The sequence below is a fragment of the Candidatus Jordarchaeum sp. genome, assembly GCF_052745115.1.
On sequence record NZ_JBRAKS010000077.1, the window covers coordinates 1 to 13,309 of the forward strand.

Consider the following 13,309-nt stretch of genomic DNA (forward strand, 5'->3'; position numbering starts at 1 on the left):
ATATTGGAGAGAGTTATGTTTATTGAAGAAATATCCCAATCTGGAGGACGATACTGGGTTATATCATGCTCTGTATCAGAATTGAAGTAAATTACACTAACATCCTTCACTAAAATACCCGATCCGTCAGTATATCCAATGGCAGAAAAACATAGTAGAGAGTTGTTAGGATTACTTTGAGAACATAATATTCCGCTTACCGTCAATCCTGCAAGGGGAAGTAGCAGAAGAGCGCAAATGATTAAAGCTTTTTTCTTTTTTAAACTCATTCGGATTCCCCCGATTCTTTTTAAAATTATAAGCAAATAATATTTAATAAGCTTTTTAATACGGCAAAAACAAGATTGACAATATGAGATTTTTAACAGAAAGCTCGAAAACCAAAGGACATATAGTTTATTACAGAAAGAAGGGTTTTACAAAATTTTTTAATTTTAAATCCTCATTGAGCCTTTTAGAAAAGCCAATCTATGATTTGGATTATTCCCGCTTGAAAGTGGTCTTGTGTCCCACTAATGAGGGGTATGGTCACGTTATGAGAGCTGGTGCGATAGCGTCAAGACTGACTAGAAATAATAATACGGATTGCCTCGTGTTCAGCGACAAGAAAAGAGTGAGACCTTTTTCCAATCTCAATTTGACCTATAATATTAGTCTTCACGGAGTGAATTACGTATATAGGAAGAATGGTGACCTTAACACAGCGCTAACTGTTCTGAGACTACTATATGATGGATTAAATTTTCCTCTTGATTTCTTAAAGTGTTCAATCATGAGTATGAGATATGATGTGTTAATAAATGATTACAACCCACATCTTACATATGTACCGAGAATGAGGACCATCAACATTTCTCACTATTTGCCCTACAAGTATAAGTGGTATGATCTTAGAATGAACTTCTACACGAACGCAATAGAAGTACCAATAGTATTCGCGGAGCGAGCACGTTCATTTCTAAGAATCTCTGAGAGCTTCATTATGGACTTCAGACCAGAAATTGTGGACTGTGAAAAAATCTTTCCGCCAATAGTAAGAGACTTGACGAAATCCGAGTCACAGATCAGAAGGGAATTAGAATTATGCAAGAGGGAACGTTTAGTAACTATTACTGGTAGACCTTACAAATACAATAGAAAAGAAAGAAATGATGATCTCTGTACTTACCGAAGGCTAGCATATGAACACCCGGATATTTATTTCTTAGTGATTCTACCAGTTCTGGATTCAAGAGAAATTGAAGACGAGCCCCCCAGAAACTTAAAAGTTATGGGTTACGTTCCGCATATTCATAACTACATTAATGCTTCTGATCTAATAATCTCGAGAAGTGGTTTCGGAACCATATCTGAAGCTGTGATTTACGGTGTACCCCTATTAATATTCCCAGCAAAATCTCATATGGAAAAAAAGAAAAACCAGCTTATGGTGCAAGACTACGGTTTTGGAAAAATTGTGGAAAATCTGGAAAGAGACATAATAAATATGATAGAAGAATCAGATTATAATAATGAGATTTTAAAACTGGGGAATGGATTAAACTACTTTATGGAAATTTTGAATGAGAATTATTTTTAACCATTTTGGATTCTGTTTTGGATCAAAGCATCTCTTATTTTCAATTTTTTACTTGTCATTGAAGCAAATTAAATTATGAAAAAGAGTTAAAGCTCTGAAAACTTCAAACATAACTGGAGTGAACCTTTTTTTAAGTCACAGAAATATATATAAAACCATGTCGTTTAAACAAGAGTGAAGTTTGTAAAGTATTTCTATCATTGTGAGGCAAATCATTTACATATAGCTTAGAGGACGTGGGAAGTTGAACATCCTAGAGATTGAGAGCCTAAATGTGAGTGTTGATGGTAAAAAGGTTTTAAGCGATTTTAATCTAGTAATTCCTAAGGGAGAAGTGCATGTTATTTTTGGACCCAATGGCAGCGGAAAGTCATCTCTCATTTTTACTGTACTTGGCTTTCCGAAGTTTCAAGTTCTTTCGGGAAGAATTCTTTTCAAGGGCAAAGACATCACAGACCTCCCCACAAATGAGCGAGTAAAAATGGGAATTGGAGTAACGTTTCAACATCCTCCAACCATTAAAGGTGTAAAACTAGGAGACATTATAAATAATATGAATAAGAAAAACATTGCAACATTAGGCGGGGAGAAAGCATTAGCGCGAAAAATGAATTTTACAGCAAGTTTTCTAGAAAGAGACCTTAATTATGGCTTCTCCGGAGGTGAAGTCAAGCGCTCCGAAGTGTTGCAAATACTGGTGCAGAAACCCGAATTCCTTATGCTAGATGAACCGGATTCCGGAGTTGATGTGGAAAACCTGGAATTGATTGGAAAAGTCATCAATGAGCTTCTAATGGATAATTCGGGAATTCTTATCACACATCAGGGATACATTCTCCGCTATGTACGAGCAGATAAAGCCCATGTGATAATTGATGGGTGTATAGCCTGTTCAGGTGAGCCGATTAAAACACTAGATCATATTATGAGAGAGGGTTACTGGTGGTGTGAACGATGTCCGACCTTAGAGAAAAAGCTTTAAGCGCACTTAATAAACCAGCAACTTACGGTCCAGACTTGAAACTAGAAGAATATTCAAGAAATGTGGATGAATGGAAAGAGTCAGAGATAACTGATCTTCCGGAAGATATCCAGGTGGGTGCCCTGAGTTGTGGTGTCACCCCTAAGCTGGGTGAGAGAGCGGGAACATTCTTTCAGATCGACCATTCCGTTGTTTCCTGCAACACAAATGAGGTGTTTAAAGAAAAGGTCGAGATAATGAGTACTAAGACTGCTCTGGAAAAATATGACTGGTTCCAAGATTACTGGTGGAACCTTGTCCAAGTTGACACTGATAAGTACACAGCCCTCGCTGAGCTGGAATGGGACCACGGATACTTTATTCGGGTCCAGGAAGGAGCCAAAGTTACTCTTCCTCTTCAGTCCTGCATGTTTATGGCGAATGAGAGCGTTGACCAGAATGTGCACAATGTGGTTATCCTTGAGCCAAACTCTGAGGTTCAAATGATCACGGGGTGTGTTGTACACGCAACTGTACGCAAAGGACTTCATGTAGGAATCTCAGAAATGTATCTAAAACCAGGATCCAAATTGACCTTTACCATGATTCATAATTGGCAGCAAAATATTGATGTTCGTCCCCGTACCTCAGTGCTATTAGAAAACGATGCCACCTTTATCAACAATTATGTACTTCTGAAGCCAGTGAGAAGTATTCAAACCTTCCCTACAGCACACTGCAAGGGAGATAGATCAACCGCGCTTTTTAACTCGGTAATCTATGCTAGTGGTAAATCCGAAATCGACCTTGGATCCCGAGTAATTCTAGACGGGGAAGAAAGCAGAGCGGAAGTGGTATCAAGAGTCATCGCAACAGACGAGTCTAAAAATTACGCTAGGGGAATACTCATCGGAAACACGGGAACTTGCCGAGCACACCTTGAATGTAGTGGACTCCTACTGTCAGACAAAGCGTCAATCCACGCTATTCCAGAGCTTACCGCCAATATTAGTGGAGCCGAACTCTCACACGAGGCAGCAGTAGGAAAAATAGCCGAGGAACAAGTACAGTACCTCATGGCGAGAGGCTTCTCAGAGGAGGAAGCAGCCTCTCTAATTGTAAGAGGCTTCATGGATATAAGTATCTTCGGCTTACCGGAATTCTTAGAAAAAGAAATTAAGCTGGCCATAGACCTTACTGCGAGAGGACTATAAATTTCCGTTTATACTAAATAATTCCCCCCGTTAATTAGGATTTATCCTTTCTCTCTTTTTCCATGTCTATGGCGGTCACTACTGCCAGTATCAGCAAAGGATTAACGTCGGAAGTTATGCGAATCCCGTACTGGTCACTAATTGAAACCCATTTCTTTGATACCTGGGCTACATCCTGACCCGATTTATCTTCTATTTTGTATTCTAAACCTAGTATGTTTCCATCAACATTGAGTATTTTTTTGCCTGCCGGATCCTCCACCCACCAGTCATCACCGATGGCTACTACCTTCTTTTTGATATTAGCTATACGCTTTTTGTCCTGGTCAAAGACTTCGTAAGCGGCTCGGGGAGTCAACAGTTTTCTCTTAACGAAGCCTACTTTTTTTCCATGATTGTCAATGAATTCGATCTCCTCTCTAATAGTTAAGATTTTTTTAATAGCCTTACCCAGCTCTTCCCCTTTCTCGTCCTTAATCACTAACGTGTCACGCACTGAGAGCAATTTTTCATCAATAATATAAGTTCTATAATCAAATATGCCCATATCTAAAACCTCTTAGGAGAAATATCAATAGCCGATTTAATATTTTTTATGTATCTCTGACAAAAATCATAAACATGGCGACCCTGATTTTATAAAAACGGGAAGATAGAAAATTGAGAATAGCTAAAAAAATCTTATACTAGTTGTTCTGTTATCTTGGCTTCCTTTTCTTCCTTGGCCATGTCTAAGAACATTAGTAGAATGTCTAGTTCGATAAATTGGTCTTTGAGGTTTTCTGCTATGTTTTTTATTGTAAAAATGAGTAAACCTTCTTTCACGTAGCTTTCTGCAAGTAAGGCTAATCGCTCACTGACCTTGTAGATGATTAAACAGGTTTTCGCATAGTTTTTAATCTGGTAATCTCCCACATCCAGTGTTTTAATCGCGGGAGCAAAGTTTCTAATCAACCCGTTTAATCCACTGTGGAAATTATTATAATGAATTTTTCCATCCTCATCCATCAAAGCCAAATAACTTTTCCGAGGGATTGAGGATTTAATTTTCTCCATTAATTCATCAATCCTTTTATCCATTAAAATCAGCTCTTAACTTTTTGGAAAGGGGCCCTCACCAGTGCGAGTTTGTCTATAAATAAAAAAGCTCTGTACTTTTTATTCCTGTATATGCTATGAATAATACTCTAAGAACACCACAAAAAAATTTAACATCCATAAAAAGTCATTGTTAACTGTATAGAATTTTACCCAGTTATTCAGGAGGCGGATGCTACAGCACTATCCTCTCTTTGTTTTTGAAAACCTATTGCCACCACAATAGAGAGTATTAAGAAAGGATCAAAATCGTATTTTATTTTAACCCCGAAATGGTCGCGTATAGCCCAGAATTTTTTGGATACCTCGGCGACCACTAAACCCGATTTGTCCTCAATTTTGTATTCTAAACCTAAAACATCGCCTTTCACTACGAGCATCTTTTCACCCTCTAGATTTTCAACCCACCAGTCGTCACGAATTGTTAAAATCTTCTCCTTAATAGTAGCTATATGTTTCTGGTTTTGGTCTATAATTTTGAAGGTGGGTCTAGCAGAGATTTTTCCCTCAACAGAGCCAACCTTCCGTCCCTGATTATCAGTGAATTCAATTTTTCCCCGGAAAGAAAGAAATTTACTAACTGCTTTACCCAACTCTTGCCCCTTTTCATTCTTTATAATAAGAGTGTAACGAGCAGTCAATAATTTTTGTTCGACAAGATAAGTACTATAGTCAAATAAATCCATCCACACACCTCTAAAAAGTATGAAACATTACTATTGAGAGATGAAACATCGCTATTTAATTTTATTGTTTGTGTAAGTGCCATATAGATTCTTTCAATTTCGCATTCTAAAGGAGCACTTATACTACTCCTTTCTGAATTATAAAGGCCAAAATAAAGTAGCTACATCACGATTTAGAGTTAACTATTCAAAAGCAGTATGAAAAATAGTTCGGCCTAAAGTTTATATTTCGAGAACAGCTTCCTGGGCTTCTAGTGCCGCTCCCAGTGCGCCGATTATTTGCGGCTCCATAGGAACCGATATTTTTGTGTTGAGTTTAGTTTCCAGTAGTTTGACCACGCCTCTGTTTTTTGCTACTCCTCCGGTCATAACTACTTCTTCTTTTAATCCTATTCTTTTCACCATTGTTGCTATCCGCTCAGCAATCGAGTTGCATAGTCCCGCTGCAATGTTTTCCCTGCTTTCCCCCTTCGCCAATAGTGTTATTACTTCAGACTCTGCAAAGACGGTACACATATTAGAAATTTTTGAGGGGTTCTTAGAGTTAACTGCAGCATTCGACACAATATCATAGTTCATTTCAAGTGTTCTCATCATAACCTCTAGAAATCTTCCAGTTCCCGCCGCGCATCTATCATTCATTTGAAAATCCACTACTCGGCCCTTCTCATTAATTGAAATAACTTTACTATCCTGCCCACCCACATCAATCACAGTACGAGCAAAATTATTCTTGAAAAAGGCTCCCTTACCGTGACAGGTTATTTCTGTTACTCTGGAATTAGCAAAAGGAGCATTTATACGCCCATAACCAGTCGCCACAATGTATTTAATATCCTTTGGAGTGATTCCCGCCTTCCCGCAGGCCTCATCAATCGCTTTTCTACCAGAATCTTGAGGATTAAATCCTGTGGGGAGTATTGCGTACCCCACCATTTGAGAATCTTCAAGCACCGCAGCTTTGGTTGACACTGAACCCATATCCAGTCCGACAACCATAGCGCTCATCGTAATCACAGGTAAGAAATAATTTTACTTTTTAAGCATCTCTAGAAAAGCTTGCACTCTGGTAGTGAGTTGACCCGCATCTTCGTTACTATAGTCGGTTTCTATTTTTAGCATAGGTACATTGATTTCCTTGAGGACTTTTTCAATTTTGGCGGCTTCAATGTTATAACCGTGGCAGGTCTGTAGAGTGTAATGGATAACGCCATCCACCTTGAACTCTTTAGCCAATCTAACATTATCCTCTACCCGTTCAGTGTTCGGTGTGAAACAGGAGCAGTGAATGCTTAAATAAGCTTCAGCAATCGATTTCAAAAGCCCATCAACAGTATTTGCAGAGCTGTCTATTTGACCCATACTGGTATATCTTGTTCCCACACAAGACTCTTCCACTACTATGATTGCTCCGCTGCTCTCAACTATGTGATGAAGTTTCCAGTTGGGAACAGCCATAGGGCAACCCGAAACCATTATCCTTGGAGCATTAGCGTCCACCACACCTTCACCTTTCTTAATCCGTTCCTCAAGTTCTTTCACCAGCTCCGTGGTTTTTTGAGTGAATCGTTGAGGATCATCATAGAAAGCGATTTGAGAAACCAGCAGGGAATCTTTACCACTTATGGGTGAAGGTGACGCTTTTCTGGTTTTGATAAGCATATCAAGAATCGCTCTCTTTGCATTAACCATTTTTATTGATTTCTTTAAATCTTCCACAGTAATTTTGTGGCCCGTAAGTTCTTCCAGTTTAGATTTAAGAATCTTCAGCTCTTTATAAAAGAGTTCTTTGGCTTGTTCTGTGTCTGATTTCTGAGGTACCTCCACTGTATATACGGGGCAAAGCTCGTTTAATAGTTCGTACATCTTCTTTTTTCCATCGCAGGTTGTTTCTCCAACACAAATGTCGGCGGCCTGGAAGTAGGGACAAATTCGGGCAGCTTTAAACCCATAGGAAGCCTTAATCAGGGGACAAATGTTTCTTGGTAATACTTCCTCTGCTTCTTGGTCTACAAAATTTGAGCCACCACAGAGGCCTACCAAAACTGCATTAGAAGCAATAACTAGCTCCTCAGGAACATATAGGCAGAAATATGCCACAACCTTTTTACCGCCCTCTTTAGCTTCTAAAAGCTCCTTTATCCTTATTCCATGCACTCCGGAGATTACAAAGTCGTAGTACTCCATAGCTTGGGGCCTATTTTTCTGAGTGAGATACACGTCCTGATATACTAGTGGTAGAACTGCCAATAGCTGGTCGTGTTTTTTCATACTTATATCTAGGTCTTCCCACATTTTCCTATAATCCGTCGTCATAATTATTACCTCTTCTAATTTCTTAATGCCATTGTATATTAGATTTTTTGATACTAGATATAATAAAATTTAATATAAATTTTTCGTTAAAATTCATAAAAAGCAGACCCAAGAAAAACAGTAAAAACCCCAAACAGCAAAAGATCAGAAGAAAAAGAAAATCATACAACATCTCTAAAAACCAATATATTTTTTATGGAAATTTCAGTAAATTATGTAACTCCTTTAATATTCGTAAAAATGGGGTATATGTAATGAGTGATAAGTGGAGATTTATTTTGGACATAGAAGGAACCGCAGCCAAGACCATGACTGTTCCAATTGCAGCCCTATCCAATAGAGCCGCTGGCAAGATTCCCAACGGGGTTGCCATTTACTATTTTCCCAAGCCCTGTATCTCCTTCGGCTATTTCCAAGACATTGACACGGACATAGATGTAGAACTCGCTAAGAAGCATAATATTGAAATTAGTAGGAGGATAGAGGGAATCGGAGGAGGAACAATTTTCCTCGACCCCACCGGATTAATAGCTTTAGGAATAATTGCTGATAGTTCGGTTTTTTCTTCCATGGAAGACGCTTTTCACAAGTCGGGAGAGGCTCTCACTGAGGTTTACAAGGTTTTGGGGGTGGAGGATGCGAAGTATTATCCTCCGGATGATGTGCGGGCAGAGGGGAGTGGCAGAAAGTTGGGTGCGGTGGGAGTTACTGAGATGTTTGGAATTTACGCGGTTGTTTCCACAAATATGCCCGGTTATATAAGCTCGGAGATATTGCCTAAGATTGGCAGGATTCCTGCGGAAAAGTTCAAGGATAAAAAGATTAAGACCTTTGAGGAGTATCAGGGAGGAGTGGAGGCGGAGATCGGATATCAACCGAATCCTTACGAGTTTTCGGGTGCGGTTTACAAAGTGTTTCAGGAAGAATTTGGCGTGGAATTTACGCCCGGAACCTACAGCAAGGAGGAGGTAGATATGATAGAGTCATTGACTCCAAGGTTTCAGTCCGAAGAACATATTTATGCTCTCTCCAGTAAGAGAAGATTCTCTGAGGCACCCTCAAACTATAAGATGGGGTTGGGTAGATACAAAACGGGCAAACTCGTGGAATCCAGAGTTTTGGTGGATCCAGATGGCATAATTAAGGATATGTTCTTCTGCGGAGACTTCTACGCCAAACCGGTGCCGGTGCTTAGGGAAGTGGAAAAATCGCTGGTAGGATTATCCATAAAGGATGATGACGCTATGCTGGAGAAGATTAAGGTGGCTTATCAGGATCCCAATTGGGGAACTTCAGAAATTGTGGCTGAGGATTTCTTAAAAGCGTTAATAGCAGCCCGAGAATCAATTTACGGAAAATAACACCCAAATATTATTTTTTTAGTAAAAAATGCTCATGGTTTAAGGACAATGGACATATTAAACGAGTTAAATAAGGATGAAATAAGAGAACGTCTTATTAAATATACTAGAAAAGCATTTCAGATGCTTCCAGAAATGGACAAACCACGCATACTGGATATTGGCTGTGGCTCCGGGGTTGCAACGGTGGAACTTGCTAGGTTAAGCCAGGGCGAGATAATAGGTTTAGACATCGACCAATCTTTGTTAGATGAACTTAATAAGAAGATTGAAGAGGCAAGGCGGCGATGTAGTTTCGTTCGATTCTACCTCAAAAAGGAGCTTTTATAGAGCTTATTTTCCAATTTAGAACCCAAAAATAAGGGGTAGAATCGGGCGAATCTACATTACCAGGCAAGGCTTTCAGATCGAGTTAGAACGGTTAAAGGTTCATTATCTAGTACGGATTTCCCAGAAGAAAGTTTTGACATTATTTGGTCAGAGGGGTCAATACAATTTATTGGTTTCAAAAGAGGATTAATGGGGTGGCGACGATTCTTAAAAACTAATGGCTTTTTAGTTATTCATGCTGAAAATAGGAATCTTGGAAATAAATTGAAACAAATTCCGAAATGTGGCTATGAGATAATTGGCCATTTCATTTTGCCAGAAAATGCTTGGTGGGTTGAGTATTACCAGCCTTTGGAAAAAAGAATAAATGAACTTCGGAGAAAATACAGTAATAATCCCGAGGCTCTCAAGATTTTGAATGATGAACAACGTGAAGTAGACATGTATAAGAAAAATCCTGAATTATTTGGGGCCATGTTTTTCATAATGCAGAAAAGGTAAATAAAGCAATTAAAAAACAATTTTTTATAACCGCCTGAATCTGAAAGGTTTTCTTGTTTAAAGAGTACTATTTTTCAATGTGTAATTTATTATTGCGAATTTTAGGATTTAATTTCTAAAATCCGTGAAGTTTTGTATTCTTATGAACATTAATTTTTTATATTTAAAACAAAAACTAGCTGGAAAGAGGGATTTTATGGAGAAATATGATGTAATAGTTGTTGGTGGCGGAATGGCTGGTTCAGCCGCCGCTAAAAGATGTGCTGAACTTGGATTAAAGGTGGTTCAATTAGAGAAGGCCCAGACTCCCGGGACTAAGAATGCTTGCGGTAGTGCAATCACAGCCACAGGCACGGTTTATGCTCCTTATGTCCTAGAGGGGCCCATAGAGGTTAAAGTTCCAGGTAGTCGGGTTTACTACATTCAAAGAAATGGTAAGTACTGCATGTTTGAAACCGGCATGGGCGGTTATGGAATGTACACGATTCACAGAACAAAGTTTGACCCCTGGCATGCTCAGCAGGCGTGCAATGCTGGCTCCGAGTTAAGAACTGCTACAACAATCATAGATATCATCAAGGAGGATGACCGAGTCGTTGGCGTTATCACGGATAAGGAAGAAAAAATTTATGCAGAAGTAGTTATTGACGCCGGAGGAGCTCACTCCATTGTTGCGCGTAAGGCTGGATTACTAGGAAGAAGAGCAGGTACCGATAATGTACTATACGCTACGGCTTTTATCCAACTTTCAAAAAAGGTTGTTAAGGAAAGATTCAATCAATTGTGTGAATGGTACCTTACACTTGGAGGCTCCAACTACTGTCTTAATTGGCTATTTCCCCTAAAGGATGGAGTAAGTATGGGAGTGGGCGGAGGATACATGACACCAGGTCTCAATATTAGACAGCAGACCCTCGAATTTCTAAATGAACCCATAATTAAGGAAAAAATTAAGGGAGGAAAAATAAAATCTTGGGGAATCCGAACCGACCCGGAAAAAATCATTGAGAAAACATACGCCCCCGGTCTCATGATCACTGGACACGCTGCGGGATTCGTTCAACCATTCATCGGTGAGGGGATGGCCTTCGCCCTTATGTCTGGAAAATACGCTGCAGAAACCGCTGCAGAAGCTATATCGTCTGGAGATGCTTCTGAAGAAACCCTAGTAAATTATGAGACCAGATGGAAGAACGATCCCCTATTCAAAACTATGCGAATATACGGGCAGACCCTAAAGGACTACCTCCTAAAGAGACCACAGGAAGAGATCATAAACACCATGATTGCTGCAAGTCACTGGTATGCAAGCCCAGTCCCATTTATGCTGAAAGACGGGGTAAAGGAGAATGATATGAGAAAACTGGAAAAAGCCGCCAAACTGCTTTATCGCTTGGAAGCTCTGGGATTACCAAGCACATAAATAAAGAGTTTAATGAGTTTCAAAAATGAGGAGAGATGTAAAAATGGAGATATAAAACAAATTTCCTTTAAAACACCACAAGGAAGAACCATCACAATTTATTAGAGTAATAGAAGAAAGGTGCATAGCCTGCGGTAACTGCGCTGAGATATGCCCCCAAAACGTGTGGCAAAGAGTTGGAAACATATACCAGCCAGTCAATTATTTAGATTGCTCTGAGTGCGGGGCATGCTGGGATGTGTGTGAAACCGAGGCAATCGATTTTAATAATCCCGAAGGGGGAAAAGGGGTAATTTTCCCAGACACCTAAGTAAATTTTTAATCATTCCAAACCTTTAATTAACCTATTCCGATTTTTACCGAAATTCAGCTGATATAAGAAAAAGTTTCCAAATTCCTCTCTTAATTCAAAACCCGCCTCAGAAGCCCAGCGCTTCTCCGTGCTTCGCCTTGGGTAATCCGGATCTGGTAAAACCTCACTCAGGCATACCAAGCCATCTGGCTTCAAAATTCGATGAAATTCACGCAGAACCTTCCCGGGTTCTGGAATTTCTGGCAGAGTACAAATGGCTAAGATTCTATCCACACTTTCATTGGTGAAAGACAAATTATACGCATCATCAATTTTGGGAATAATATTGGTAATTCCCTCCTTTTCTGTTCTCTTCTTTAAGCGCTCAATAACAGATTTCTGAATATCAATAGCATACACCTTTCCACCTGGGAGAACTCTCTCAGCCACAGCCTTAGTATAGTTACCCTTACCCGGTCCAATTTCCACAATAATCATGCCCGGTTTAAGCCGCATCCGCTCAGCCAACACCTCCGGCCTTTGAATGACTCTTCTGCGAATCGGGATCGATAAGTTGTGTAAAAAAGCCCGGAATTGGAAAATGGTAATAATGCCTAATGATTCTTACGATAACAAAAAAGAATATGAAAAAAATCAAAAATATAATCAAAATGCATTGAAGCACTAACCACCAATCAATCATTCCCCATCAACATACCAGAACCTTTTCAAAATTCCCAATTCCTATTAATAATGAAATATAAAAAATACTTTGTGTGAATTATTTTTGTTTTTTGGGCGGCATAGGGATCAGGAAAGAAACACTATTTTTGTACTCAGTGTAGGATTTGCCGAAGCGTTTCTCCAGGTTTTTTTCTTCCCAGAGTTTTACAAATGCCACAAGTAGTATGGTTACTATTGAAGTAATTCCGAACGTGAGAAACACGGAGTTGAAGGTTAATCCGAGACCTATCCAAATAAGTATATAACCAAAAATCATAGGATTTCGGCAGTACTTGTAAGCTCCATTCACAACTAGCTTCCTTGTCTCAATCTCTTCCCTTGGTATCGGGGTTCCTTCTCCTCTTCGGAAGAGGCCAATATTTGCCCATACGGCCCAAAATAGTCCAACCGCAAAAAAAGCAGCTGCAAGGATAAAGTTGTATGGTTCAGAAATTAACTTTGGGAAGCTGAACCAAGAATCGACCAGTATCGAAACATAGATTCCAATAATCGGAAAAATAACCGCGACCACTATACCGCTGCTAATCAGAGCCACCCAACGCTTTCTTTCCCTGGTTTTCTCATCAACTTCTATCATTTTCTTACCTATTATATCAATGTATTAATTAAATATATAATAATATTGTTTGTTAACTAGTTACTTAACAACGATACCAAAATTACAGAAATTGAAACCATCATGTTACAACCAAATAACCAATCATACATTTTACCCAATTAGCCGAAACTAAAAAAATATAAAGTTGGGTCTGTCCAAAAAACACTGTTTTGCAGTAACAAAAAGATTAATTAATTAAAATTTTA

The 13,309-nt window shown here is 39.2% G+C and carries 15 protein-coding genes and 1 pseudogene; 8 read left to right on the forward strand and 8 right to left on the reverse strand.

Annotated elements, in window-relative coordinates; translation table 11 throughout:
• Nucleotides 1-269: hypothetical protein (locus tag ACUVXA_RS07420; protein ID WP_445870613.1), on the reverse strand; the 269-nt coding region annotated here is incomplete at its 3' end.
• A 227-nt stretch (nucleotides 270-496) separates the two neighbouring features.
• On the opposite strand from ACUVXA_RS07420, the gene ACUVXA_RS07425 reads away from it, so the two are divergent.
• The 3 genes from ACUVXA_RS07425 (at nucleotide 497) to ACUVXA_RS07435 (ending at nucleotide 3,754) form a co-directional block, all read left to right on the forward strand.
• The gene (locus ACUVXA_RS07425) at nucleotides 497-1,579 is read left to right on the forward strand and encodes a glycosyltransferase (protein ID WP_445870623.1); all 1,083 of its coding nucleotides are present in this window, start codon (nucleotides 497-499) and stop codon (nucleotides 1,577-1,579) included.
• A gap of 250 nt (nucleotides 1,580-1,829) precedes the next feature.
• Nucleotides 1,830-2,561 carry an ABC transporter ATP-binding protein gene (locus tag ACUVXA_RS07430; RefSeq protein ID WP_445870624.1) on the forward strand — a complete coding sequence of 244 codons (732 nt, stop codon included), beginning with the start codon at nucleotides 1,830-1,832 and terminating at the stop codon, nucleotides 2,559-2,561.
• Entirely contained in the window at nucleotides 2,534-3,754 is a 1,221-nt protein-coding gene (locus ACUVXA_RS07435; RefSeq protein WP_445870614.1) for a SufB/SufD family protein, read from the forward strand. Before ACUVXA_RS07430 ends, ACUVXA_RS07435 begins: the two co-directional genes overlap by 28 nt.
• Before the next feature lie 34 nt (nucleotides 3,755-3,788).
• Here ACUVXA_RS07435 and ACUVXA_RS07440 read toward each other — a convergent pair whose 3' ends face one another.
• The 5 genes from ACUVXA_RS07440 to ACUVXA_RS07460 all read right to left on the reverse strand — a co-directional run bounded on the left by ACUVXA_RS07440 (nucleotide 3,789) and on the right by ACUVXA_RS07460 (nucleotide 7,854).
• Entirely contained in the window at nucleotides 3,789-4,301 is a 513-nt protein-coding gene (locus ACUVXA_RS07440; protein ID WP_445870615.1) for an LURP-one-related/scramblase family protein, read from the reverse strand.
• Between the two features lie 134 nt (nucleotides 4,302-4,435).
• Nucleotides 4,436-4,834: a hypothetical protein gene (locus ACUVXA_RS07445; RefSeq protein WP_445870616.1), complete on the reverse strand. Its 399-nt coding sequence runs from the start codon at nucleotides 4,832-4,834 to the stop codon at nucleotides 4,436-4,438.
• Nucleotides 4,835-5,013: 179 nt separating this feature from the next.
• Nucleotides 5,014-5,538 carry an LURP-one-related/scramblase family protein gene (locus tag ACUVXA_RS07450; protein ID WP_445870617.1) on the reverse strand — a complete coding sequence of 175 codons (525 nt, stop codon included), beginning with the start codon at nucleotides 5,536-5,538 and terminating at the stop codon, nucleotides 5,014-5,016.
• 222 nt (nucleotides 5,539-5,760) lie between these two features.
• Nucleotides 5,761-6,546, reverse strand: a complete 786-nt coding sequence (locus tag ACUVXA_RS07455; RefSeq protein ID WP_445870618.1) for an acyl-CoA dehydratase activase — start codon at nucleotides 6,544-6,546, stop codon at nucleotides 5,761-5,763.
• 24 nt (nucleotides 6,547-6,570) lie between these two features.
• Nucleotides 6,571-7,854, reverse strand: a complete 1,284-nt coding sequence (locus ACUVXA_RS07460; RefSeq protein ID WP_445870619.1) for a double-cubane-cluster-containing anaerobic reductase — start codon at nucleotides 7,852-7,854, stop codon at nucleotides 6,571-6,573.
• A gap of 254 nt (nucleotides 7,855-8,108) precedes the next feature.
• Between ACUVXA_RS07460 and ACUVXA_RS07465 the strand changes: the two genes are divergently transcribed.
• From ACUVXA_RS07465 to ACUVXA_RS07485, 5 genes and pseudogenes are all read left to right on the forward strand, one after another.
• Nucleotides 8,109-9,215 carry a lipoate--protein ligase family protein gene (locus ACUVXA_RS07465; RefSeq protein ID WP_445870620.1) on the forward strand — a complete coding sequence of 369 codons (1,107 nt, stop codon included), beginning with the start codon at nucleotides 8,109-8,111 and terminating at the stop codon, nucleotides 9,213-9,215.
• Nucleotides 9,216-9,338: 123 nt separating this feature from the next.
• A pseudogene (locus ACUVXA_RS07470) lies at nucleotides 9,339-9,767 on the forward strand (class I SAM-dependent methyltransferase); the annotation flags it as partial.
• A gap of 42 nt (nucleotides 9,768-9,809) precedes the next feature.
• Nucleotides 9,810-10,046, forward strand: coding sequence for a hypothetical protein (locus ACUVXA_RS07475; RefSeq protein ID WP_445870627.1), 237 nt, complete (start codon nucleotides 9,810-9,812; stop codon nucleotides 10,044-10,046).
• Between the two features lie 196 nt (nucleotides 10,047-10,242).
• Nucleotides 10,243-11,469, forward strand: a complete 1,227-nt coding sequence (locus tag ACUVXA_RS07480) for an NAD(P)/FAD-dependent oxidoreductase (protein ID WP_445870621.1) — start codon at nucleotides 10,243-10,245, stop codon at nucleotides 11,467-11,469.
• A 100-nt stretch (nucleotides 11,470-11,569) separates the two neighbouring features.
• Complete coding sequence (locus ACUVXA_RS07485) at nucleotides 11,570-11,779, forward strand: ATP-binding protein (protein WP_445870625.1); 210 nt, start codon at nucleotides 11,570-11,572, stop codon at nucleotides 11,777-11,779.
• Nucleotides 11,780-11,791: 12 nt separating this feature from the next.
• On the opposite strand, the gene ACUVXA_RS07490 is transcribed toward ACUVXA_RS07485, so the two are convergent.
• On the reverse strand, nucleotides 11,792-12,373 hold the full coding sequence (locus ACUVXA_RS07490; protein WP_445870626.1) for a class I SAM-dependent methyltransferase: 582 nt from the start codon (nucleotides 12,371-12,373) through the stop codon (nucleotides 11,792-11,794).
• 169 nt (nucleotides 12,374-12,542) lie between these two features.
• Nucleotides 12,543-13,082, reverse strand: a complete 540-nt coding sequence (locus tag ACUVXA_RS07495; protein ID WP_445870622.1) for a methyltransferase family protein — start codon at nucleotides 13,080-13,082, stop codon at nucleotides 12,543-12,545.
• Nucleotides 13,083-13,309 lie beyond the last annotated feature (227 nt).